19 protein-coding genes are annotated in these 24,106 nt (G+C 39.7%); 14 read left to right on the top strand and 5 right to left on the bottom strand.

The features are described from left to right. The first annotated feature begins 103 nt into the window (after positions 1-103). From K2F45_RS18805 to K2F45_RS18795, 3 genes are all read left to right on the top strand, one after another. Positions 104-2,401, top strand: coding sequence for a GH92 family glycosyl hydrolase (locus tag K2F45_RS18805; protein ID WP_075993516.1), 2,298 nt, complete (start codon positions 104-106; stop codon positions 2,399-2,401). Positions 2,402-2,482: 81 nt separating this feature from the next. Then, positions 2,483-5,326 carry a hypothetical protein gene (locus K2F45_RS18800; RefSeq protein WP_157626146.1) on the top strand — a complete coding sequence of 948 codons (2,844 nt, stop codon included), beginning with the start codon at positions 2,483-2,485 and terminating at the stop codon, positions 5,324-5,326. A 189-nt stretch (positions 5,327-5,515) separates the two neighbouring features. Beyond that, positions 5,516-5,656: a hypothetical protein gene (locus tag K2F45_RS18795; protein WP_157626145.1), complete on the top strand. Its 141-nt coding sequence runs from the start codon at positions 5,516-5,518 to the stop codon at positions 5,654-5,656. Positions 5,657-5,667: 11 nt separating this feature from the next. Here K2F45_RS18795 and K2F45_RS18790 read toward each other — a convergent pair whose 3' ends face one another. Then, positions 5,668-6,393, bottom strand: a complete 726-nt coding sequence (locus tag K2F45_RS18790; RefSeq protein ID WP_248932045.1) for a hypothetical protein — start codon at positions 6,391-6,393, stop codon at positions 5,668-5,670. A gap of 835 nt (positions 6,394-7,228) precedes the next feature. Between K2F45_RS18790 and K2F45_RS18785 the strand changes: the two genes are divergently transcribed. The 5 genes from K2F45_RS18785 to K2F45_RS18765 all read left to right on the top strand — a co-directional run bounded on the left by K2F45_RS18785 (position 7,229) and on the right by K2F45_RS18765 (position 11,220). After that, the gene (locus K2F45_RS18785) at positions 7,229-7,996 is read left to right on the top strand and encodes a pentapeptide repeat-containing protein (protein ID WP_075993511.1); all 768 of its coding nucleotides are present in this window, start codon (positions 7,229-7,231) and stop codon (positions 7,994-7,996) included. Between the two features lie 366 nt (positions 7,997-8,362). Next, complete coding sequence (locus tag K2F45_RS18780) at positions 8,363-8,701, top strand: PadR family transcriptional regulator (RefSeq protein ID WP_075993510.1); 339 nt, start codon at positions 8,363-8,365, stop codon at positions 8,699-8,701. Continuing rightward, positions 8,698-9,372: a hypothetical protein gene (locus K2F45_RS18775; protein WP_075993509.1), complete on the top strand. Its 675-nt coding sequence runs from the start codon at positions 8,698-8,700 to the stop codon at positions 9,370-9,372. The genes K2F45_RS18780 and K2F45_RS18775 overlap by 4 nt, the downstream gene beginning before the upstream one ends. 18 nt (positions 9,373-9,390) lie before the next feature. Further along, entirely contained in the window at positions 9,391-10,386 is a 996-nt protein-coding gene (locus K2F45_RS18770) for a hypothetical protein (RefSeq protein ID WP_248932044.1), read from the top strand. Positions 10,387-10,554: 168 nt separating this feature from the next. Beyond that, on the top strand, positions 10,555-11,220 hold the full coding sequence (locus K2F45_RS18765) for a DUF2306 domain-containing protein (RefSeq protein ID WP_075993507.1): 666 nt from the start codon (positions 10,555-10,557) through the stop codon (positions 11,218-11,220). Positions 11,221-11,321: 101 nt separating this feature from the next. On the opposite strand, the gene K2F45_RS18760 is transcribed toward K2F45_RS18765, so the two are convergent. Further along, positions 11,322-12,434, bottom strand: coding sequence for an alpha/beta hydrolase family protein (locus K2F45_RS18760; protein WP_248932043.1), 1,113 nt, complete (start codon positions 12,432-12,434; stop codon positions 11,322-11,324). Positions 12,435-12,926: 492 nt separating this feature from the next. Here K2F45_RS18760 and K2F45_RS18755 point away from each other — a divergent pair, with 492 nt between their 5' ends. From K2F45_RS18755 to K2F45_RS18745, 3 genes are all read left to right on the top strand, one after another. After that, on the top strand, positions 12,927-14,327 hold the full coding sequence (locus tag K2F45_RS18755) for an inorganic phosphate transporter (RefSeq protein WP_088162299.1): 1,401 nt from the start codon (positions 12,927-12,929) through the stop codon (positions 14,325-14,327). 81 nt (positions 14,328-14,408) lie between these two features. After that, positions 14,409-15,242: a universal stress protein gene (locus K2F45_RS18750; protein WP_145327879.1), complete on the top strand. Its 834-nt coding sequence runs from the start codon at positions 14,409-14,411 to the stop codon at positions 15,240-15,242. 279 nt (positions 15,243-15,521) lie between these two features. Beyond that, positions 15,522-17,108, top strand: a complete 1,587-nt coding sequence (locus K2F45_RS18745) for a glycoside hydrolase family 16 protein (protein ID WP_248932042.1) — start codon at positions 15,522-15,524, stop codon at positions 17,106-17,108. Positions 17,109-17,166: 58 nt separating this feature from the next. Here K2F45_RS18745 and K2F45_RS18740 read toward each other — a convergent pair whose 3' ends face one another. Continuing rightward, on the bottom strand, positions 17,167-17,922 hold the full coding sequence (locus tag K2F45_RS18740; RefSeq protein WP_248932041.1) for a helix-turn-helix domain-containing protein: 756 nt from the start codon (positions 17,920-17,922) through the stop codon (positions 17,167-17,169). Positions 17,923-18,083: 161 nt separating this feature from the next. Beyond that, entirely contained in the window at positions 18,084-19,184 is a 1,101-nt protein-coding gene (locus K2F45_RS18735; protein WP_248932040.1) for a hypothetical protein, read from the bottom strand. A 300-nt stretch (positions 19,185-19,484) separates the two neighbouring features. Here K2F45_RS18735 and K2F45_RS18730 point away from each other — a divergent pair, with 300 nt between their 5' ends. The 3 genes from K2F45_RS18730 (at position 19,485) to K2F45_RS18720 (ending at position 21,363) form a co-directional block, all read left to right on the top strand. Continuing rightward, positions 19,485-20,051, top strand: a complete 567-nt coding sequence (locus K2F45_RS18730; protein ID WP_075993501.1) for a Crp/Fnr family transcriptional regulator — start codon at positions 19,485-19,487, stop codon at positions 20,049-20,051. A 52-nt stretch (positions 20,052-20,103) separates the two neighbouring features. Further along, the gene (locus K2F45_RS18725; RefSeq protein WP_075993500.1) at positions 20,104-20,553 is read left to right on the top strand and encodes a DoxX family protein; all 450 of its coding nucleotides are present in this window, start codon (positions 20,104-20,106) and stop codon (positions 20,551-20,553) included. A 99-nt stretch (positions 20,554-20,652) separates the two neighbouring features. Continuing rightward, positions 20,653-21,363, top strand: a complete 711-nt coding sequence (locus K2F45_RS18720; protein WP_075993499.1) for an HAD family hydrolase — start codon at positions 20,653-20,655, stop codon at positions 21,361-21,363. A gap of 77 nt (positions 21,364-21,440) precedes the next feature. Here the strand turns inward: K2F45_RS18720 and K2F45_RS18715 are convergent, their stop codons facing one another. Continuing rightward, positions 21,441-23,972: a TonB-dependent receptor gene (locus tag K2F45_RS18715; RefSeq protein WP_088162294.1), complete on the bottom strand. Its 2,532-nt coding sequence runs from the start codon at positions 23,970-23,972 to the stop codon at positions 21,441-21,443. Positions 23,973-24,106: the final 134 nt, after the last annotated feature.

The raw sequence follows: 24,106 nt of genomic DNA, 5'->3' as shown, positions 1-24,106 counted from the left end.
GTTCCAGTTTTATAGTCTTTGGCAAACTTTTGGTCGAACATAACCAATTGTCTGTATCTTATCGGATTCCGTAGACTTGACAAAGTAATCTAAACCATTTTTTATGATATCCCGTATTCAATTTAGTGTTGTTCTATTTTTTATCTATTTTAATTGCTATTCGCAATCTAAATACGTCAATCCGTTTATCGGTGCGGTTACCAGTGGTGAAAAAGCCGAAACCGGTGGGCATGGTTTCGGTAAAACTTTTCCAGGGGCAGCAACTCCATTTGGCTTAACACAGGTTAGCCCCAACACGATCACTGGTGGAGATAATGGTTCTGGATACAACTACGAGCATACCTCCATCGAAGGATTTGCCTTTACACAAATGAGTGGTATAGGCTGGTACGGTGATCTAGGTAATTTTTTAGTCATGCCGACCACAGGAGAGCTGAAAACTTCGGCAGGCAGTGCCGAACATCCGGAAAAAGGCTACCGCTCTCGTTTTTCCAAAAAAGATGAGAAAGCAGGTGCCGGTTATTATGAAGTGGTGCTTTCAGATTATCATATAAAAGCTGAAATGACCGCTACGCCGCATAGCGGTATGCTTCGGTTTACTTTTCCCAAACATAAAAAGTCGCGGATTCAGATCGACTTAGCGCGGCGAGTAGGTGGTACATCTACGGAACAATATGTGAAAGTGGTGGACAACCATACCATCCAAGGATGGATGAAGTGCACGCCCGAAGGTGGAGGTTGGGGAAATGGTGATGGGAAGGCAAATTATACGGTCTATTTTTATGCCCAATTTAGTAAGCCTTTTACCGATACAGGAGTATGGAGTTGTGCCCTTCCAGAGGGGCAAAAACGGAAATTGGAAGATGTCACAAGTGCCAGTTATCAAGAGATGGTTTCCAAATCTGTCGTCACAAAAAATATCGGCATTATGGAAGGTAAACATTTGGGGTTTTATACCGAATTCCCTACACAAGCAAATGAGCAGGTCTTAATGAAAGCTGGAATTTCATTTGTCAGTATGGAGGGAGCCAAAAATAACCTTGAAACAGAAATCAAAGATTGGAACTTTAACAATGTATTGAAGCAAATGCAGAAACGATGGGATGATGCATTAGGGAAAATCGAGGTTCACGGTGGGACAGAAGACGAGAAAACTGTTTTTTACACAGCTTTGTATCATTCGATGATCGATCCGCGAGATTTCTCGGATGTAGATGGAAAATACGTTGGCGGTGACGGACATATTCACCAAACGAAAGATTTTACCAAGCGAACAGTATTTAGCGGCTGGGATGTTTTTCGAAGTCAGTTTCCTTTGCAAACGATTATTAATCCGACTATCGTAAATGATATGATCAATTCTTTGGTGACATTGGCCGAAGAAAGTAAACAGGATTATTTAGAACGTTGGGAATTTTTGAATGCGTATAGTGGCTGTATGATCGGAAACCCTGCCGTATCAGTTATTACGGACGCCTATATGAAAGGGATATCCAACTTTGATGTAGAAAAAGCTTATAAATATGCGCGACAGACTGTTGAAAAATTTGGAAATGGAGAAAAGGGAACTACAGGAGAAATTTCAACGACATTGGAATACGCTTATACAGAATGGTGCCTGTCTCAATTAGCAAAACGATTAAATAAAACGGCTGATGTGGATTTAAATGCTCATCGTGCGCAAAGTTATAGAAACCTATTTGATCCCACAGTCGGCTGGTTTCGACCGAAAGAACAGGATGGTACATGGAGTAAATGGCCAGAAACGGGCCGCTTAACCCAAAATTATGGCTGTGTTGAGAGCAACCCTTATCAGCAGGGATGGTTTGTCCCTCATGATGTGGATGGACTTGCAGGCCTTTTGGGTGGTAAGCAAAAAACCATCGCGGATCTCAATAGTTTTTTTGAACTCGCTCCGCAAGATATGATGTGGAATAATTATTATAACCATGCCAATGAACCGGTACACCATGCACCCTTTTTGTTTAATCGTTTAGGAGCGCCATGGCTCACGCAAAAATGGACGCGTGAAATTTGTTCACGTGCCTATCATAATTCAGTTTATGGTCTGATAGGTAATGAAGATGTGGGGCAAATGTCAGCATGGTATGTATTGGCGGCATCTGGATTACACCCTATTTGTCCGGGTGACACACGCTATGAGATTACAAGTCCTGTGTTTGATACGATCACCTTTAAACTTGATCCCAAATATTATCCTCGGACACAGTTTGTAATCAAAACAGAAAATAACTCGCCTGAAAATCGCTACATCCAAAAGGCTGAACTTAATGGCATCTCTTATAATAACTGTTTTATAGATCACAATGAAATTATGCGAGGCGGAACCTTGGTGCTATTTATGGGTAAAGAACAGAATAAAGAATGGGGGGCTCAGTAAAAGTGTTGAAAGCAAATAAAATCAAAGTTTTAAGCAAGTATCTGAAAGTCGCATCAGTAAATGTTTTGGCAAAATAAAAAGATGAATTACTTTAAAAAACAACTCTATATCCTGTGTCTATTGGGCTTGTTGGGCCAGGCAAAGCAGAGCTATAGTCAGCAGCTGCCGCTATTTAGCAAAGAAAGCAACAGCCTGTCTGGAGACTGGCTAATAGGAACTCCCCAGGCGAAAGCAGGACTTTTCAAGACGAAAGAAGGTCATTTGGTCTTTTCCAATGGTTTGGTCAGCCGTACATTTACGACTTTTCCAAATGTAGCCAGTATTGGTTTGGATGAATTGACTGGAAATACAGCATTTCTACGGTCGATTCGACCTGAAGCCAGCGTAACAATCGATGGGTTTACCTTTGATGTCGGCGGATTGGAAGGACAGAAAGTACATAATTATTTACTGAAAGAATGGATCCCGAGTTTAAAGGCAAACCCCATGGCTTTTAAATTCCATGACTATAAAATTGAAGATACAAAACCCCGTTTTGGTTGGAAAAAGAGACCAAACTGGATGCCTAAAGATATGCCTTGGCCTGTCCCGGGCAAAGAGCTGACATTTACCTATACATTGGATCAGCAGGTGATCGATGCGCTTGCCGCAAAGAATAAAAGTGACCAAAACAGGGCATTGCTGTTGGAAGATAAATTTCAGCATCTAGATTCCGGATGGAAGTTGATGGTTTCAAAATCACATGAGCGTAATTCCTTTGTCAATGAAGGAAAAGTGGGCGAAATTATGGCACTTGAAAATGCTGCTGTGTTCGCTGAAAGAACAGTTCCTCAAGAGGTAAAGGTACTCGTAGCCAAGATGAATAAAGGTACTGATCAATCCAACGATTGGGGATTGGGTTTTGGACTAAGCCTAACGAATAGTAATCCCAGACTTTATTGGAGAGCAAGCGAAGGCAAGGTTGTTTTTTTTGATGGCAAACGCGATAACGGAACTTTCGAAGTTGGTAAAGTAGATCAGCTATGGTTTAGATATGAAATAGCCGATAAAGAATTATTGGCACAAGCCTCTTTGGACGGACAGCAATGGCGTACTGTTGGTCATCTTCCACTAAAGTCGGGTGACAAGATACAACTGGTTCGTGTAGGAAAAATGGATCCAAACGGCGGGAATAAGGATGGTAAGGCTTCGACAAAGGAAGGGCGCTCCAAAATAGAAGGTTTTTGGGCATACGGTGATTTTCCATCCCAATTTGCAGGCGATCTATCCAGTAAACTTGCTTATATGAAAAACATTACGGTACAGGTTCATTATGATCTTTATGATGACATGCCGATCTTTAGTAAGTGGATTACCGTGCAGAATCAGTCGGACCGGGAAATTGTGGTTAATAGCTTTAAGAGTGAGCAATTGGCTGTATTTGAGCCCGAAAGTTCGGTAGATCATAGAAGCCGTTGGTTATACCCTAATATCACGGTGGAAACAGATTATACATTTGGCGGTATGAGCGATGAAATCGTTTATTCCTCGAGTCTGGAGTGGAAAAAAGACCCGCTATATACGACACAGGTCCACTACGACCGGGAGACACCCTGTCTGTTGGAAGTTGCACCTAAAATGGGACCTGAACAACAGGTTGCTGCCGGTGGAGAATTTGCAAGCTATCGGGTTTGGGAGCTGTTGAACGATAGCTGGGAACGCGAACGTAAGAGCCTTGGATATCGAAAAATGCTGCGCTCCATGGCGCCATGGGCAACTGAAAATCCAATATTGATGCATGTACGGAGTTCGGACAACGAGTCGGTAAAAAAGGCAATTGATCAAGCATCGGAAGTTGGTTTTGAAATGGTGATTATGACCTTTTGGTCTGGATTCAATGCCGAAGATGATTCTCCCGAAAATCTCAAGCGTATGAAGGAGCTTGCTGACTATGCGCATAGCAAAGGAATTGAACTTGGAGGCTATTCGCTCCTGGCTAGTCGGCATATTGATGCTAAAAATGACGTTGTGCTACCTGAAGGCATGCATCCTCGCTTTGGAAGTTCACCCTGTATTGAGAGTGAATGGGGCCAGGCTTACTTCAAAAAGCTGTATAACCTGTATGAAAGTTCGGGATTGGGCGTATTTGAGCACGATGGATCTTATCCTGGAGATTGGTGCTATTCCACCGATCACCCCGGGCATCATAATGAAAAAGACTCACAATGGAATCAGTTTAAACGGATCACTGATTTTTACAAATGGTGCCGTGAAAAGGGAATCTACCTGAATATTCCGGATATGTATTTCTTGAATGGCGGAAACAAAGTCGGGATGGGCTACCGTGAGGCGAACTGGTCGCTTCCGAGGGCACAACAGGAGATTGTGGAAAGACAGAATATTTTTGATGGTACCTGGGCAAAGGCGCCGTCTATGGGCTGGATGTTTGTTCCTTTGGTAGAATATCAAGGTGGAGGCAAAGAGGCAACGATCGAGCCTTTGAAGGATCACCTACCGCATTACGAGCAACGCTTGGCCAATCTATTTGGCGCAGGTGTACAGGCCTGTTATCGTGGGCCACAGCTTTATGACTCCCCAGAAACAAAAAATGTAGTGGCCAAATGGGTGAATTTTTACAAGAAACACCGCGAAGTTTTGGACAGTGATATTATCCATGTAAGACGTCCTGACGGGATGGATTATGATGCTATTTTGCACGTGAATCCGGCGGGGAAAGAAAAAGGATTACTAATGATCTATAATCCATTGGACGAAGCGATAAAACGAAAAATTAAGGTCAACTTATACTATACCGGACTGACAGGAAATGCACAAGTGGTTGAGCAAGATCAGAACAGCAGCATAATACCATTAAATGCAGCCTCAGAAGCGATCTTTGAGGTCAATATACCGGCAAAAAGTCAAACTTGGTTCGTCATTAAGTAAGCCGCTCGGCAAACATTTCGGATCAAGACTTCAATTTTTTAAAGAGTCTTCTCATCACAATGATGAGAAGACTCTTTTTTGGACTTGACTTACATGTTATTTTGTGTGCGACTTTATCTGATTGACAAGAGTTCACCACATGTGTCTTTTCCGATCAGGTTTGTCGTCGTTTACGCAATGGGATAAGCCATGCTATACGTTATTCAATATGGAGCAATTTTTTGTGCTGTTGCGAAGAATGGCGCTTCCATTGGAGAGCCTTTTAAGAATAAGTCAGATAGGATCGCAAAAGAAGAAAACTCGTTTATTGTCAGTTTTGGACTTAATTAAAAAGGTTCTTTTTACTTAACGTCTTTTTTCTCCGGCCATTTTACAAACACGCCCGTTTCAAGTGTAAGTTCACCAGTTGCAGCATTATAACTATCCTTGGATAGGATAGGGATTTCACCGGCTACTTTACTTTGTTCGGGATTATGTGTACGGTTATGGTAAGTCGGCACTTTTTCAAGCTTGACCAATTTACCATTGATGCGTAGATTTTTTTGAACAACGGTTACTTTAGGCAATTTATCGTATCGGATGACATTCAACCCTTCGAGGTCCCGCTGTCTTTGGGCGAAATCAATAAAATACTTGTATTGCTCCAAGAACGATGTGATGTGTTTTTTCATCTGGATCTTTTTACCCGGGAAGGCTAGGGACCCTACATTGACCACTCTTTTAGTGCTTAAATCTTCGACATACATCGTGACCCAGGAATGTTCATAATCGCCCCAGCTGAAATAGGTTTCTTTGGGATTAATAGTGTCTGGAACGGCTTTGCCTGCGATATAACCTTCTTTTTTTAGTGTGATGCGATAAGAACCTTTGTGCCAGCCTACGGTATTGCGGACACTGATAAAATCACCCTCCGCATCTGAACTGGCATAATATCCTGTAGTTTTTAAAGCCTTTTTTGTTCGTTCAAACCAACGTGAAAAGATGCCATTAAATTTGATATCTTCTTCTTTACCAGTCTTAACACTGATACCGCCACCGGCAGATTGAATACCACAATATAAAGGCATATTGTTTAGGGATATATTAAAGGGTGAAATGTAAAATGAATAGTGGTCTGGGATTTCATCTTGTACAATAATATCAATGGAAATAGAATGGAAATCATTGACGGCTGAGTCCAATACATAATAGGAATTGGTATGCTGTTTTCATATTTTTTTTTAAGCTCCTCTTTGGTTTGGGAAAAGGCTGTGCCACTGAATAAGGTAAGTGGTACGAGCACCGCCAAAATATTTTTTATCAATTTCATAAACAGTTTTAATTGTGTTCACCAATATACTTTTTTTTCTTTTAGCAGTAAAGGGCTGATTAACCGGTCGATTCAAATAGTACAACAGACGAATCGTAAATCATTTTTGGCGAATTGTAAACGGGGGGGAGAATCTCTGACCGAGCACTTTATATTTGGTTCCAAGAAATGCCAAGAACATAGATTGGAGTTTTTTTTGAAGTAGGGAGTGAAAAGATCTTAATTCGCTAATTCATTGTGCTGTAGGTTTATGTGTGCCATTTTAATTTTAATTGTCATAGTAGATAGTGCCTTATACTTAAGGTGAATGTTTTTCATAGGTAGTAAGCCGTAAAGGACTCCCCGTTCTTGCGGCTTTTTTGTGTCTATTGGCCAGTTATAAGAATCGCTGGCTAGCGTAGTCCTATAGTCAGTTTGCTAGGAGATCTTATATTTCTTGGCTGTTTTAGGCTAGGATAAAAAAAAAAGTCAAAATTTCTTTAGGACGTTTTGTCTTTCCCGTTGTCATCATTGTATAAATGGAGATTTTGGCCGTTAAAAATCCATTTACAATGCAACTACTATGAAATTTTAGCCTATTAATCATTTTTAGCATGGCACTGACTAATAAAATATTCCAACAAAGTGAGATTGAAAGTTTTGAATTCAATCACAAAGTTTTAAAAAACTGTTCATTTATCGATTGTACGATAAAAGGGAAAAGCTTCATGAACTCCATGTTTCGTGATTGTAAGTTCATTCGCTGTACCTTTATAGACTGTAACTTTCAGTCTGTTGTTTTTCAGGAATCTGGGCTTTGGATGGAAAGTACATTCGAAGCGAACGATTTTTCGAAAGCCATTATTGGAAATTTAAAAATTGAAAAGTCCTCCTTTCTTTACAATACATTTGACAAAACAACTTTCGATGGGACAAATTTGGTTCATGTGGTTTTTAAAGGAAAGATCAGTTCTTCATGGTTTTATGGAATTCCTTTTACAGAAGATTTATACTCTACCAATCTTTTTATTCTCAAAAAAGCCAAACCATTAAAAACTCCCTTGATAAATTTCGGTCATGCGGAATTGAAGGACGTTATATTTTCTCGAAGGCTAGATCTCTCCAGTACGGTTTTTCCAAACCAGGAACATCTTAAAATCATCAATAATCCAAGACGTTTTTTTGATAGTTTCCTCAAAAGGTCAAAAGAAGTATTCACGGATAATGAATCGTTAGTTTTCTGTCGGGACTTGGTAGATAATGTCTTGTATAAACCCGAAAATAGGGGTATGCCGATCATATTGGTTGATTTAAATCAATTTTATCCCTCATTGAATGAAAATAGAGATCGTCTTATTGTTGATCTCCTGAAAGCGGGATAATCATATCATTCTATATATAATTGTTAATGCAAAGCCGTTTGGAGTTCCCAGCTCTAGCGGCTTTTTCCCTGTATCCCTGCCGTTGCCATTGTTTGCTCTTGCCAGTGCCTTTGTTCACTCTTGTTCCTCGTAAACGCCTACCTGAGACCTAATGTTTATCTGGTTCACGAGGTAAACACTAGGCGATTCATAGGAATTTGATTGGTTAATTGCAAAAGCAGGGCCGAAGCAGTCCAGTCAAAAGGCAGTGCAAGGGCCATAACTAATGGCGGCGGTTAAAATGCAAGCTGCTGTATCATAGTTTTCTTATATTTTTGTATATATAAGAAAATTAGGTATATTTAATTAATTGTTTAAGATGAACGAATGAAAGATACGAAGTTATTAAAAGGCACTTTACAAACGATTATTCTAAAGCTATTGTCTGGAACGAAAAGAATGTATGGCTATGAAATGACTCAACAAGTAAAACTCTTAACCGGAGGAGAGTTTATTCTGACTGAGGGAGCGCTCTACCCTGCATTACATAAGCTAGAAGCGGAAGGACTCCTGGATACAGCAATAGAAGTAGTCGATGGAAGAGCAAGAAAATATTACTCCCTGACAGTGAAGGGAAAAAAAGCTCAGGTAAGTAAAATGAAAGATGCGTTGACCTTTGTGGAGAAGTTACAGGTTATCTTGAACACTAAACCAATTGTATCATGACAGAAAAGAAATTGACCAAAGCGGAATTAGGTATTCTGATGGATTTTATTCGTTCTAAAGGATATCGTTATGTTGATGTTCAACTTGAAATTCTGGATCACTTTGCTTGTAAGGTAGAGGAACTCATGTCTTCAGATGCCGGTATATATTTCAATCGAGCCATTGATCTCGCTTATGCCAGTTTTGGAGCGGCAGGTTTTGGAAACATTGCCGCTAGCTATGAATTGAACCTGCAACGTAAACAGATCAATAAATTTCCTGCTGATTTTTTACAATTCGTCAAGCATTGGCATAGTGCAATTTATATCGTGTACTTCACATTGTTCTATTATTTTGTGCCGCTCGATGCAGATGCTTTTTGGACCGGATTAAAATTAGGGATGATCGGTACACTCGTTTTTTATATTCCAGTATACTTATTGCGGCATCGGCCTAGAGGGAGCAAATACTGCGTTTATCGCAATTATCTAGGTTTAACGATACCGATTATGGTTTTGATCATCGGGTTGGTTTCTTCTGAATGGATCGTTAATTATATACCTTTAGCTTTGTATCGTGTTGTTATTCTTATTTTTATGTATATTGGATTAGGAATTTTGTATATATTTGAAAAGAATCTAAAGGCCATTGTCCGACGGGTAGATGAGATCGAAGTGCTGCACCAGAGCTGACGATTAATTTTTTAAATTATGAAATATCTTTTCCTGTTGTTACTAAGCATTTGTTTTTTGTCCAGCTGTGACAAAGAAGATATTGACTTTGACTCCACGGAGGTCGGTGGTGGAACAATGGCTAAAAGGTATCAATTTGAAGGGCGTTCCGTCGGGTTTTCGGTTAGCCAGATTTACGTGGATGGTACCACAAATAAAAACTTCTATTTGGGGACAGTTTGGGGATTAAAAGATACCACACCGCAACTAAAACTAACTTCCCTTCGTAACTATTATAAACCTTTCAAAAGCACAATTTTTTCTACACAACCCACTTTATCTCCCATTCATATTATTCCTGGATTTGATGCTGTGCGAGCTTTCGCGAAGAAAAGCAAGGGGGAACCGGCTGTTTTGAAGCAATCATCGGTAGGGGCATTTTTCGATTATAGGGCAATACGTTACCATCTTAATAATAGCCCTGACGTAGATAGTGTACTCAAATTGGTCCGTCACCATGATTCCACCACGATAAAAAGAGCTAATAGCCTGTTGTTGCGTCGAGAACATATTACATTTAGTCTCCATGCGGATCTGAAAGACTATGAACAGGCTTTTAATAGGGATGCACTTGGGAAGTTAAAAAATACAGGTTATAATCCCTACTATGTTTCCTCAGTCAACTATGGTACACACTCAATCATGATGGGAGAAAGTGATTTTCCACGAGGTGATCTTAAAAATGTATTGGAAAAATTGCTGTACAATCAATTTCTGACGAAAACCGACGAAACGGTATTAAAAGGGTCCGACGTATTGGTTTATCTGCGCGGTGGACGTCAAACAAGTTTTATTAGACGCGCGACAGGTCTGGATGAAATTAAAAAACTTGTCATTGATTATAAAAATGAACTTGAACTGCAACAGAATAGCTTTGATTATCCCATTAGCTATAGTCTAGGAGGCCTTAATTCCCATGGGCACCTGAAATTCTGGTACTCTTATGATTTTCTCGTCCGTGAGGAAAAAGAGTAATTTTTATTTAAACAAATAGATAATTAAAGGATATTTTTTACATTTGGCCAATTGTCGCAAACGGCATTATAGTGTTGTTTTTTGTCTATCTATTTTAAATGTGGCATAACCATTAGCCTTTTTGCTTCAATACCATTATTAGCTATAAACAATTATTAAAGAAGAACTATGGAAGAAACAATTAAGACATTGATCTACGTTCACGCATTTTTTGGTGGGATAGGATTGATTACCGGCCTGATAAGTGTGGCTGTAAAAAAGGGGGGAGCAGGGCACAAGAAAATGGGGATTATATTTTCCTATGCGATGGTGATTAGTTCTTTAATTTCACTCGTTATTGCGAGGATGCCGGGCCACGAAAACACATTTTTATTTTTGATCGGTATCTTTACCATCTATCTCATTCTAGCTGGTAATCGCGCATTGACTTTACGCAGTAAAATTAAACAACAGGCCGATTGGAAAGACAAACTGATTTCCGCCACGATGCTACTTGTATCGGTCGGTATGTTATGTCTTGGTTTAATTGGATTGGTACAACAGGTGGCAAATTCTGTTTTATATGTCTTTTTTGGTGGTTTTGGTGCATTTATGAGTATTCGGGATTTTCAGCTGTTTAAAAGTTTCAAAGAAAAGAAAAATGCCTGGCTGGTCAGTCACCTGGGCCGTATGGTGGGCGCATTGATTGCGTCGGTGACTGCATTTTTAGTTGCTGGGATTCAGCTTGGCTCAACGCTGGTTTGGATTATGCCAACTATCATTGGCACCGTGTATATCATCTATTCCAATCGAGCATTGAACAAAAGTAAAGTACTTCGTACGGATTTGCATTAATCTAGCGAGTTCAAATCAAGCATTAAAAAGGCCTAAGTAAAAAACTTAGGCCTTTTTAATGCTTGATTTTATGCAGATGAATCGTTGTCAGGAGGCATTTTTTATGACTTTTTTTTACGTTGATTTTTGATCCAATTCAATGCAATAGCACTTGGTTCACGCGATGCCGAAAGGCTTGTATTGTGATCCAATAAAGGAAATAAGCAATATTCGAAGAGCTTTCCCTGTGCTTTCAGTGCATTGATATGTTCAATCGATAAGCCTACAGGTATTTGGATATCTTTGGATCCAAAAAGCCAGAGTCCTGGAGTTGTTATCGTTTTAAGTGATGTCATCGGATCGGTATTTGTAAACTGATAGCGATCTGGATCATTCGCTACATGTTGTCGGGCATCGGCTTCCGTATGTTTATCCCAAAAATCTTTTTTTCCATTTGTAAAGAACTGGAAGCGGAGCTGCTCACGGGCAGGGATAACTGCTCCACTGTACAATACAAAAAAGTCGACCAAAGGATTTTGGTTAGTCGCTAAGGGAATGATCCATCCCGCTTGGCTGAATCCCAGTAGCCCTACAGGAATGTTCGTTTTCCCTAGTTGTTGATGGAATACTTTTACTGCCGCTTGTGCATCTTTAGCGAGCAGGTGGAGGTTGGCAGAATCGATATTATTGGTACCGACCTCAGGGCCAGCATAGGTCCCCTCAGATTTTCCTACTCCGCGCTTGTCATAAGTAAATACGGCAACACCGTTTTGGGCTAAATATGAGGCAAAATCCATCATTCTTTTCTCTTGTCCAGAACCATGTATGAGGACAATGGCAGCATGGGCACGCCGAGGCTGAAGTATGGTTCCTGCCAGGTTAATACCCTCACTCTTAAATACAATATCTTTTGTAGACCAGTCTAAAGATTGCGCTTTTGTATGCTGTGCAAAAAGAACGCAATAAATGGCGATGAGAAAAGTTAGCGTACTAAATGTAATCCGCTGTAAGGGAGAATAGTTCGTCAAGGAACAGTCTAATGGATAAGTTTTAGGCATAATTAATTCGGTGTTAAATTTACTTTTGTCTAAAGTAATGGGTTTAATTCTAAAAAGTGTGCGTTTTTCGGTAGACTGTGGATTTGAATCGGTAAATCGTACTATTTTCGTTGTAAATGGCGGACTAAAATTCTCTCGAATCCTCTGCTTGGCATTTCGCAGATACACTATGTCCATTCCTGAAAAAAGTTTACAAAAGGTCTAATACAGCTCTTACTTTACGGTTGGTCTTATACGGCTCTTGCTTCACAGTTGGTTTTATATGGGGGGCTATATTTTGTGGGTAGAAACTAGCGATCAAATTTACTTTTGATCCGTTTTATAATCGTTATTTCTACGGAACTTATTCGGTCTTTATTCGCTTTCATCCGAATGAAGTCCGAATGAGGTCCCTATAAAGTCCGTATTAGCTCCCTGAAAATTAAGAAAGTTTGTGGGAAATAAAATAGCGATGGAATAAGATTCGTTAACAGTGTTTTAAGTTTTTCTTTCGTGTTGTATAACGTAATATATCCTTTATCAAAAGTTAACATCTGAAAATTATTTTTGAGCTGAATGAAGCGATTGTTCCTGCGGTAGTTTTCCTTAAGGAAAACTCAGCAAGTAAGAAAAACTCAGCAAGGACAACCATAAATCTTATGAAAGAATAATATGCAAATTTTCTGCAACATGATTCCTCTCTTAGGGGAAACCGATCTTAGTACTGGACTTCTTATTGTTTTTGCCCTTTGTTTATTTGCCGTTGTGGCCTTTGAATTTGTCAATGGCTTTCATGATACCGCGAATGCTGTTGCAACGGTAATTTATACCAAAGCACTTAAACCAATTGTAGCCATTCCTTGGTCTGGCTTTTGGAATTTTCTAGGTGTTTTTGCAGGTGGGATCGCAGTGGCTATGGGAATACTTAAATTGGTGCCTCTAGATACTTTAATGGCACTACCGGTTTCGGTAGGCGCTTGTTTGGTCCTTTCTGTATTATTAGCTGCTATTATCTGGAATTTGGGGACTTGGTATTTTGGTATTCCTTGTTCGAGTTCACATACCTTGATTGGTGCCCTTATCGGGGCTGGTATAGGCTTCACCTGGTATTATGGAGGCAGTGGTGTCAATTGGCATAAGGCCGAGGAAATTGGTCTTTCTTTGATTCTCTCACCTTTGATTGGTTTTGGTCTAGCGGTGTTATTGATGCTCTTTTTAAAGCATGTCGTCCGTTATAAAGCACTTTTTCACATCCCACAGGGAGAAGATGACAGACCTCCCTTGTTAGTACGCGGTATTCTTATACTGACCTGTACATTGGTCAGTTTTTTTCACGGTAGCAACGATGGACAAAAAGGTGTAGGACTGTTTATGTTGATCTTAATTGCATTTCTGCCTGCTCGTTTTGCAATAAACCATTCCGTACCAGATGCGGCTGTCATTAAAACGCTCGATCAAACGGAAATCGTGTTACAGACAATTGCTTCCAGTAATGTCGCTCAGGGAACGATGTTTGTGCAAGTCAATCAGGAGATTGAGCAAGTCAAGTTGCATTTGATGGATAAAAGTGTAACGGATAAAGCCGGTACTTTTAAATTCAGAAAAGAGGTTGAAGGTTTAGTTAAATCCATTGCTACATTAGAGAGCAGTAAACAGATCGATATCAATCCTGAAAATCGATTGGAGCTTAATCGTAAGTTGGGCGAATTGAAACATCTTACGGACTTTGCACCGATCTGGGTGATCTTAACTATTTCAATCGCCTTAGGTCTTGGGACAATGATCGGTTGGAAACGTATTGTAGTAACGATTGGTGAAAAAATAGGAAATGAACATTTGAGTTATGCTCAAGGAGCCTCAAGCGAGATTGTTGCTGCTTCGACAATTGGTATCAGTACCGTCTTGGGTTTGCCGGTTAGTACAACGCATGTGCTTTCAAGTGGTATTGCCGGTTCAATGGTCGCTTCTGGAGGAAAGAGCAATCTGAATAAAGGGACACTCAAAAGTATCGGTCTTGCCTGGGTACTTACTTTACCCGTGTCAATTGGCTTGGCATTATTACTATTTGTATTCTTCCATCTTTTTATTTAGTTGATTGTTATCTGAATGTTTTTGTCATCCATTGCATTTGTACACATGGCTATTGACAGGTAAATATTAAAAACTTAAAAAATGAAACAAATTCTTGTTGCCTCCGATTTTTCAATCAATGCAAGTCATGCTTTGCGTTACGCCTTGTCTTTGGCTTCTCGTTTGAATATGGAAGTTGCTGTTGTACATGCCATACACCCGACAGAAGGGATCAACAACAGTACTTATAACGCGATCTTTATAGAAGATTATTACGCTAGAAAACGTGCTGCTTTGCAAGAATGGACTGATCAGGTGGTCCAGGAAAATAAATACAATGACCTCAAGGTGCGAACCGTTGTTGAAGTAGGTTATCTGCGTAATGTAGTCACAAAGTATGTTGAATATACGGATGTTTCTTTTTTGGTGATGGGAATTACCGGGGCGACAGGCATTAAAGAAATTGTCGGTAGTAATGCGAGTATGGCTGTGACAAAATTGCGTATTCCGACCTTGATTGTACCTCCTGAAAGTAATCTGTCGGTTATTCCAGTCATTACATTGGCAACGGATTATAAAACAACAAAATTGTCTGTTCGTGATGTCAAAGCGCTCAATCGTATTTTAAAACTTTCAGACCCCAAGAAGTTGGAAATTCTACACGTCTCAGAAAGGGATTTGGACGAAAAGCTGGTGCGTAATGGGGAGAAAAAAATGCGTCAGTTGCTTCCTAACGTAGATATCAACTTTAATTATGTGGATGAGGATGATACACGGCCATCACATGCGATCATTGACTTTGTTGAAAACAATCAGACCGATATTCTGTGTTTGGTCAAACGCAACCATAATATGATTTACCGTTTATTTGCAAGTAGTACGGTGAATGAAGTTTTGAACCGATCAGTTAAAGCGATTTTGGTTTTGCATGAATAATATGAATGGAAACTTTTTTTACGCTATATATCAAGCCGTTTTGGATTTTCCAAGCGGCTTTTTTCTTGACTTTACCAATGCTGCAGAACGCGTTAGCGCGGAAAATTCGAGTTGTCTGATCCATTGTTTAAGTCCCAATTTTCGGAATCGCTAAATTGAACAAACGGTTGCGTTTTGATCAGAGTTGCCAATGCTGATAATTCTCGTTATTATCGTAAGGTTATAGTCTGTTCGTAAGCAGATTGACTATCGTTTGTTCGTTTATAAAATAAGAAAATTGTGAAAAAATATCTATTTCTTGCAGGTATTCAGGTAATGTCAGCGTTAGGGCTATCGGCTCAAACGACAAGTTCAAATGTACCATTACAGCTATTGGGTACCCGGAGTTGGATCCGTGTAGACATGAAGGATAATCAACCGAGCATATCCGGAGCGAAAGTCTTTTGGGCAAAAACGAATAAGAAACCGCAGACAGCCAATGCGATATTGGCAGAAGGTGCCAAACGTTATTATATTCAGCAGGTAGAGCCTGAAACGACCTATTATATCTGGGTAGAATCTGCTACAGGAAAATCCTTGGCAAATGGAAAAGTGTATACGAGCAAGAGATGGCAGCTGGATAATACTGAACTCGATGAAGAGCGAAAGAATCCAAGTTCAAGAGCAGTTCCTGTTGGTATGGAAGTTTATTGGCAGGATGAATTTAACGATCAATTACTTAATCGGAATAAATGGACGACCAACTATTTTTCATCCTTGAATTATCTGAATGCAAAATCCAAGGATGAAATGTTGCATGATCGTTTGCCACAACCCGCTTATACTTTAAATGGATCAGCGATCAATCTGTATGTCAATGATACTATTCCCAAACGGATTTTTACAGCGGGTGGCAACCAGAAGATTTCATCCATCCAAACCTACGATTGGAAGTCCAATGAAAATTTATTGGACAACAGCAAAGGTGGGTACTTTGAAGTTAAGGTAAGACGTAACCGACAGGGGAATCCCAAGGGAACAAATACAGCTTTTTGGTTTGATTCACCTGGACCAGATATTCGTTATTATCTTCAAGAAGGATCCGAAGTCGACGGAATTAAAGGCATTCGCCCCAAGGGACAGCTTTTTGAAATCGACGTTTTCGAATATATTACGGCTCAGTTTGTGATACATGGACATGTTGATCAAAAAGGGGTATTTCAACGTAACCTTGCTACACATATTGCAGAGGGGTATGAACATGTCGGACAATGGGTAACACATGGGGTATTGTGGACACCCACAAGTATTAAACATTATATCAATGGAGATCTGATCAAAGAATATACGAATAAAAATCAGATTTATTCACCCAACCACTTTTTGAACGTATTTCTTGGAGCCTATGGATCTGAAGGCGGAGTCAATATGGAGGTCGATTATATTCGGGCGTATAACTGGCCTTTAAAAGATGGTAATGAATTGCCTAATCCAGATTTTGAGGGTAAGTCTGGCCTTGCGCCTTGGGAAGGAGCAGCGGTCATCGAAGAAGGGCGCGGCGAAAAGGGGAGTAAAGCGGTGGTACTTGCGCCGGGTCAAAAAATAGAGCAATATGTTTATTTGGATCCCCAACAAGACTTCAAACTTGTCTATTGGAGTAAAGGAGACAAAGTGCAGGTGGAAGTCGATGATGTCGCTGTCGTAACAGGAAAGTTGTCGAATTTAAAGACGTTAATACCTGATTTAGAAAAGAAAGGTGGAAAACAGGAGCTTGATTTTGTTACTGGCAAGGAGATTAATCCGAATAAAAAAATTGTTCGAATCGGATTTACCAATGTAGGAAAAGGAAATGCATTTTTGGATAATATCACGTTGAAAAAAAGATAGTTATAATGCGGTTTTCTTAATAAATATTGGCTCCATGTATATTACGTAGGAGCCATTTTTATGTTTTTTTATGTGGTAAATGTTTCTTTTGATATGCTGAAGGTGACATATTTGTCTGTTTTTTGAAGAAATGAGAGAAAGTAGCGGAGTCCTCAAAACCCAATTCAATCAAGGTAGTCTTGATTGGATTGGGCCCCAAAATCAGCAGGTGCATAGCTTCCTTTAATAAACGATTATGAATCAGTTTGAGGGGGCTAGTCTCCATGTATTGCTGTGTTTGCATCCAAAGACTTTTTGCAGTTATATTCAGTAAATTTGCGTAATAAGCGACATGGTGTTCTTGTTTATAATGAAGTTCTACTAATTCAAGAAAGCGATTCAGGATGGCTGGATAAGCGTATGGTGCTAAATTATCGATGTGGTTGATTAAGGAGTGGTTAATCTCTAGTAAGCTAGTTGCCAAACGTGATAAAATGAGTGATAATGGTGGCTGATAGTGATAGAGTTCATTACGGATCTTATCGAATTCATAACGGAGCGTTTCAAATTTATATGGCGTGACCTGAAGTATCGGATAATCTTTAAGGAGTTTTATGTTGATTGAAAGCGCATGACATAATTTTTCAAAATTTTGCCAGGGAATTCTAAAATGATAAACAGCGGTTTCTTTGAAAAAATAGAAAGAACTTGACTGACCGGGGAACATTAGATGAATTTGATAACCCATTATATTATGTTGCCCCTGATCAATCTCACGGCGACCTCCGCTCGAATGTATTAAGATAAGGGTCACAACCTCTTTGCTTTTCAGCATATGGTAGGTGTGTACCCTGATATTCCGCATTCGATATAAAAAACCGAGATGCTCTACCTCGTCGTCGCATGTTGTTATGTTTGCAGCATTAAACATAGTTATTTTGGTCTGAGGATGTATTAAGTGCACGATTTGTTTTATTGAGTTTTTACGATTTTTATTTAGTGGCCATAGGGATATTCTTGTATCCAGTTGAAATTGCGCCGCATCAATTCAAGTGCTTGCACGTCTTGTTTAATAAGTTTAATGTGCGCTGTATGGTCATCAAAGGTTTTTGTCAGAAGAATATTTCCGTCAGGGTTGATCTGATAATCAAATTGATAATTGTTTAGGGTAATTTTCTTCCCGGGGGCATCAATAACAACGCTCTCCCTTTGTGGGGTATAGTCTGTGTTGCGTATTAAGACCTTGTTGTTATCAATTTCGAAAACAATAAGTCGCCAATCTTCGGGAATTGATTTGCCTTGTGTTCCCGCTTGTTCAATACGGTAGATTCCATAGAGTGGTGACTTCGTTTGGTACTCCGCTATCTTTTTTTTTGTACTTAATATGCCCATGCCCTGTTGCACCATAAAGAGCAGTAACACCACCAATTTGGCGATAAACAAACTTTTTCTTTTCCAGCTTTTGTTGAATAGGGGTTGTTGGATAGGGTGTAACTGTACAGGTTTTCCTGAAATAAAAATTGCGAACAATGCTTTCAAGTAGGGAAGCAGTAGAAATAAGGAAAGTAGCAGGAGTGCTGTAGAGACCATTTTAACGGGGACGTCATAAAAATAATTGACGGCCATAATATTGATACTGGTCGCAACCGTAATTAGTGCACCAGCAACCACCGTTTTTCTGAAAAGCAATAAGCCCGATAATATTTCTACTGAACCAATAAGTATATTGTAGCCTTGAGAATAACCGATATAGGTCCATGCGAGACCCATGGGGGAATACTCGCCCAATGGCTGCAGGAGTTGTGTTAACCTCGGCGGCGGCATTTGCATATAGAAGACTTTGATCATTCCATAATGAATAAGCATAAAAGCAAGATAATAACGTATTGCTGTAGTTAACCAATAGAAAAGGATTGTGTAGCTGGCTCTTCTTCGATCCAATATGGACCATAAAGCCGCCCCAACTAATGCCAGCAGGAATAGGATCGATAAGGATACCCAGGCATAGGAGGTATCTCCACTTCCGTTGATGAAGATGCTGTGGTCGTAAGAATAGCCCAATATATTTTCTGCAAACCAGGGAGTCAACCTTTGCATGAAATGAGTAAGAGGGATGCTGATATATCCATATAACGGATAAGTACCGTTATTAAAAACAAGAATAAAGGACAAAATGAAAATAAAGGAAAATCGAAAACCTAATTTTCTAAAGGCAGGCCACCGTTCTGGGGCGTTTTCGTTAAGAATATGCATAATTAAAGTTTACTGTATTTAAGTTAATATTTTTTGGTAAAATAGATCGTATGTTTATTGAAATAAATAATCGATTAAATAGTAAATAATCATTACGATGTATTTGAACAGAAGTTTTTATCTTGCTCTTAAAAAATAAGAATCATGGACAAGATCAAAGAATATTTTGAATCGCTCGTTGTCATGAATGATACGGACTGGGAAGTGTTTTCCGCTAAGCTTGTTAAGATGGAGTTTCCAAAAAAATCACTGATTTTGGAAATCGGAAAAACTGAACAGTATTTATCTTTTATTGAAAAAGGAATTGTACGTTTCAATATCCCAAAACTGGACTATGATTTTACTTTTGGATTTGCTTTCGAAAACTCTTTTGTAAGTGGGTACGATTCCTTCTTGACGCAGCAGCCTTCATCGTATCATCTCGAGGCAATAACAGATTGTATTTTATGGCGGATATCGTTTGAGGATCTCCATGCGGTATATCAAACAACAACGGTTGGGAACCTAATTGGTCGGAAAGCGGTTGAGGACATTTTTCTAAAAAAAATGAAACGGGAACTGACGCTACTTGAAGATTCGGCAAAAACCAGGTATATCAATTTGGTGCGTGAGCAACCCGAACTAATTCGCAACATTCCCTTAAAATATCTGGCTTCTTATATTGGTATTAGACCGCAATCGTTAAGCCGGATCAGGAAAGAAATTTATTAACAAATGTTCATTGATAACAAAAGGAAGGGCACCTATTTTTGTTATAAAAAAGATGAAACCATTTTTTGTTTTAATTGTCGTTTGCATTATTTCCAATCTCATCCTATTGCTGTTGAAGGGGGAGATGGATATTCTTTTAGCGGGTAAAGTTGGATTGGCGGTGATGCTGTTGTTCACTGCATTGGGACACCTACTTTATACCAAAGGAATGATGTTGATGCTGCCCGACTTTGTTCCATGTAAAAAAGAAATGATCTATGGAACCGGTTTAATGGAATTCATGGCTGCAATTGGGCTATTTGTCCCGCAGGTGAGCCGCATAACGGGAATCCTTTTAATTGTCTTCTTTCTACTGGTATTACCTACAAATATTCGGGCAAACTTAAGGCGTATCAATTACGAGACGGCTACTTTTGATGGCGCCGGTCCAAACTATTTGTGGTTTCGTATTCCGTTTCAAATCTTGCTAATCGCCTGGACCTATTATTTTGTGGTTCGTTAAAGTAGTTTTCTTAACCAAAGCATAGCAATAAATTAACATAGTGTTGTTTAGTTTTATTTAACATTTTTTTATTTTTGCTAAACTTTTAGATTGAATAAAATGAAAGAAGCCATCAAGATGGTCGTATTTGATATGGCAGGTACGACAGTGAACGAAAATAATATTGTTTATAAGACGCTTAGAAATGCAATAAATACGGTAGGGGGATACGAACTGACATTAACAGAGGTATTGGCCCATGCTGCAGGTAAGGAGAAGCTACAGGCGATCAAGACTGTACTCAAAAATAGTTTGGATGTTGATGATGATGAATTGGCTCAACGGATGTTTACTTTGTTTTTGAAAGACTTGGAACACGCTTATGAAGTCGAGGAAATTTACCCTAATGCGAATGCGGAAGAACTATTTGCAATCTTGAAAGAGCGGGATATCTTGCGTGTGCTCAATACGGGCTATGATCGTAAGACAGCCGAGTCACTTTTGGAGAAGCTTAATTGGAAAGTTGGCAAAGATGTAGATGCGTTAATTACTGCTTCTGATGTACCTCGAAACAGACCTTATCCAGATATGATTGATATGGCCATGCAAAAATTTGAAATTACCGATTCGAGTGTGGTGATGAAAATTGGAGATTCCATCATCGATATACAGGAGGGGCAACAAGCGGGTTGTGCTTTGAGTATTGGTATAACAACAGGTGCACATGATGCGGCTCAACTCAGATCGGCAAATCCAGATTATGTGATTGATGATCTACTGGAGATTGTTGAAATACTTGAAAAGAAGAATATATCCAATACAGTCGTCTAGTCTTTGACGCAGTTTAATAAAAAAGCGGGTATTTCCTACAAGAAATACCCGCTTTTGATTGTGATATGATCCACATGTTATTGCATTTGTATGCCTTCCATTGAATTCTGGTTTTTGTTTTTCTTAAACATATTCATATCCATTTTTCCAAAACGGTAGGAAAGATTCAATTTGATCAACTGTGGATTAGAAAGTCGATAATAGGTTTGAGAGAACCCTTCACCCGATGAAACAATGGTATTGCCACGTGTTCTGAAGATATCGTTGATGGCCAATGTTGCTGAGGCAGCCTGATTTTTCAAGAAGCTTTTCTTGATGGCAAAGTCGATACCATAGAATGGTTTGATATAGCCTTGTGAAGAGCTTTGCGCCTGGTTCATTGGTGGACCGAATGTTTGTCCCTGTGTCACTGGCATATTTGTTTTGCCTTGATATTCAAAGGCTAGCTGTAGATTCCAGTTTTTCTGTAGGTTGAATGTATTGTTCAGTTTTCCAAATACTGTCCACATACCTTCCGAAGGCGTTTTCTCATCCACCTCAATTTTGGAATTGTAGAAGTTGAGGTCTGCAGTCAGATCCCACCATTTTTTGAGATTATTGGTATAAGTAAATTCTGCCCCATAATTCTTGCTGGAATTGGCATTGATATAGGTATTAATGAAATCCATTTTGTTCGTTACCGGATTGAGTTCCTGTGTCAGGTAACGTGTAATTAGATTGTTTGTGCGTTTATAGTATACTGTTGCCAAAAATGTACCTTTTCCATGTGTACGGCTGTAGGAAAGTTCGCCGGATGTTGTGAATTCAGGAACAAGGTCAGGGTTACCGCGTGTAATATTCAAGCTATCCGTGTAATCAACAAATGGGATGAGTTGAAAGAAGTTCGGACGGTTGACACGACGGGTTACGCTCATCTGTATTTGGTCTTTTTCGGTTAGCTTTTTGCTCAAGAACAAAGAAGGAAATAAGCTCAGGGGATACTTGTTGTGGAACTTTTCGTTTGTATTCAAAAGTTCACCGTCGTACGTTGAACTTTCTGCGCGCAGCCCAATTTTATAGGATACCCAGTCCTTGAGGTTTCCTCCAAGTGAGGCATAGGCTGCGTAGACGCTGTTTTTATTGTTATAGTTAGCTGATGCTGCGGTTATATTCTCAAAATCATCTTCGCCTACTGCTTTTAAGGAATTATTGTTGAGATTTTTGAGTTTATTGATCTGTGCACGCACACCAGTTTCGAGTTTCATGCCATTTTTGAATGGTTTGACATAATCTGCCTGCACAGTCATGAACTTATTATCACCGGAACCGATGTTTTTTTGAATCTGAGTTCCGCTGATTTCGCTGCTTGCATTGCGGTAATTGGTGGTGTATAAACCATTGGATGTGTTGCTGCCGCCGAAATAATTGAAATCCACAGACAATTCCTCGCCTTCAGTTTTGAATTTTTGAACAAGACCTGCCTGCAACCCCCGTGGTTTAAAGCTTCTTTCAGACTCGGAAATCCGATCGCTGCGTGATTCGCTATTGCCAGAGGTGGTTAAGATCGACGAGTTCTCATTCGGCTTAAATTTACCCTGAACCAATACGCCGGCTACAGATAGCGTTGTTTTGGGACTTAAGTCGTAATCTACGCCGAGCCGGCCAAAAGTAATCATACCTTTTGTTTTGCCTTCAATATCTTGATCTACTGTTGATTCTATGCCATTAATTGTACTTGTACGGTGGCTGTCGCCCTCGGTGTTGGTCCGCATGCGCATATTCATTCCCGTCAGTGAGATATTGAATTTATTTTGACGCAGATTTAAACTACCCATAAAGTTGGTTCCACCAAAGCGGTCTCCACCTAAGGTGACCATACCATTGTATCCAGCTTTCTTATTTTTCTTCAGGATAATGTTGAGGATACCGGCCATACTTCCGGAAGCGTCGTATTTGGCAGATGGATTTGTGATAATTTCGATTTTATCGATCACATCGGCAGGAATCTGGTCGGGGGTGAGCGTTGTAGGTTTTCCATCGACAAAAATTGTAGGGGCTGCATTTCTCAGTTTTACGTTTCCGTCGATATCTACTTGTACAGAAGGCATATTGCGGAGTACATCGATCGCAGTACCGCCAGCTGCAACGATATTCTTCTCTACATTGAAGACTTTTTTGTCGATGTCCATTTCGAGTAGTGCCTTGCGGCCAGTCACGGTAACTTCATCGAGTTTACGGTTGTCATCGTCCAATTTGATCGCACCTAGATCTTTGTTTGTTGTTTTGCTATCGCTATAGTCTACAGCAAGATCTATCGGCGCATAGCCTACAGAACTAATTTTTAGTTTCCATTTTTCTTTTGGTGAAATGGCTGCGAAATTGAACTTTCCATTTTCTGAAGAGCTGGTGCTTTTTACCAGGATTTCCCTTTCTTTCCCTGTAGCTTGATCCTTGATAACCTTCAATAAATTCACGGAAGCTTGTGAGATAGGTTTCCCGTTGTTGTCCACAATTTGGCCCGAGAGCTGACCTTCGGACATGGCGAAAGCAGGACGACCACCTGCAGGGGCTTGAGCGTGTACGGAAGCAACCGCAGTTGCCATTAGCGCTATTGCTATAAATCTTTTCATTTTTTCTTTGCTATTCTACCGGCTACGCGGATTAGGCTGTTCGATAGTACACAAATTTGAAAAGGATTTTTTAGCTATGCAATCATCTGTAGACCGAAGCGGCCAATGTGTAGACGAACGGATAATTGCATCGA

It is taken from the genome of Sphingobacterium siyangense (assembly GCF_023277505.1).
Taxonomy (GTDB): domain Bacteria; phylum Bacteroidota; class Bacteroidia; order Sphingobacteriales; family Sphingobacteriaceae; genus Sphingobacterium; species Sphingobacterium siyangense.
This window is presented reverse-complemented; position numbering and strand designations above follow the sequence as displayed.

Coding starts and splice junctions, on each gene's coding strand:
- K2F45_RS18730 (WP_075993501.1), top strand. CDS start 19,485: ATGGACAAGATCAAAGAATATTTTGAATCGCTCGTTGTCATGAATGAT.
- K2F45_RS18755 (WP_088162299.1), top strand. CDS start 12,927: ATGATTCCTCTCTTAGGGGAAACCGATCTTAGTACTGGACTTCTTATT.
- K2F45_RS18765 (WP_075993507.1), top strand. CDS start 10,555: ATGGAAGAAACAATTAAGACATTGATCTACGTTCACGCATTTTTTGGT.
- K2F45_RS18770 (WP_248932044.1), top strand. CDS start 9,391: ATGAAATATCTTTTCCTGTTGTTACTAAGCATTTGTTTTTTGTCCAGC.
- K2F45_RS18780 (WP_075993510.1), top strand. CDS start 8,363: ATGAAAGATACGAAGTTATTAAAAGGCACTTTACAAACGATTATTCTA.
- K2F45_RS18795 (WP_157626145.1), top strand. CDS start 5,516: ATGCTATACGTTATTCAATATGGAGCAATTTTTTGTGCTGTTGCGAAG.
- K2F45_RS18715 (WP_088162294.1), bottom strand. CDS start 23,972: ATGAAAAGATTTATAGCAATAGCGCTAATGGCAACTGCGGTTGCTTCC.
- K2F45_RS18720 (WP_075993499.1), top strand. CDS start 20,653: ATGAAAGAAGCCATCAAGATGGTCGTATTTGATATGGCAGGTACGACA.
- K2F45_RS18740 (WP_248932041.1), bottom strand. CDS start 17,922: ATGCTGAAAAGCAAAGAGGTTGTGACCCTTATCTTAATACATTCGAGC.
- K2F45_RS18805 (WP_075993516.1), top strand. CDS start 104: ATGATATCCCGTATTCAATTTAGTGTTGTTCTATTTTTTATCTATTTT.
- K2F45_RS18735 (WP_248932040.1), bottom strand. CDS start 19,184: ATGCAAAGGTTGACTCCCTGGTTTGCAGAAAATATATTGGGCTATTCT.
- K2F45_RS18760 (WP_248932043.1), bottom strand. CDS start 12,434: ATGGACATAGTGTATCTGCGAAATGCCAAGCAGAGGATTCGAGAGAAT.
- K2F45_RS18790 (WP_248932045.1), bottom strand. CDS start 6,393: ATGCCTTTATATTGTGGTATTCAATCTGCCGGTGGCGGTATCAGTGTT.
- K2F45_RS18785 (WP_075993511.1), top strand. CDS start 7,229: ATGGCACTGACTAATAAAATATTCCAACAAAGTGAGATTGAAAGTTTT.
- K2F45_RS18725 (WP_075993500.1), top strand. CDS start 20,104: ATGAAACCATTTTTTGTTTTAATTGTCGTTTGCATTATTTCCAATCTC.
- K2F45_RS18775 (WP_075993509.1), top strand. CDS start 8,698: ATGACAGAAAAGAAATTGACCAAAGCGGAATTAGGTATTCTGATGGAT.
- K2F45_RS18750 (WP_145327879.1), top strand. CDS start 14,409: ATGAAACAAATTCTTGTTGCCTCCGATTTTTCAATCAATGCAAGTCAT.
- K2F45_RS18800 (WP_157626146.1), top strand. CDS start 2,483: ATGAATTACTTTAAAAAACAACTCTATATCCTGTGTCTATTGGGCTTG.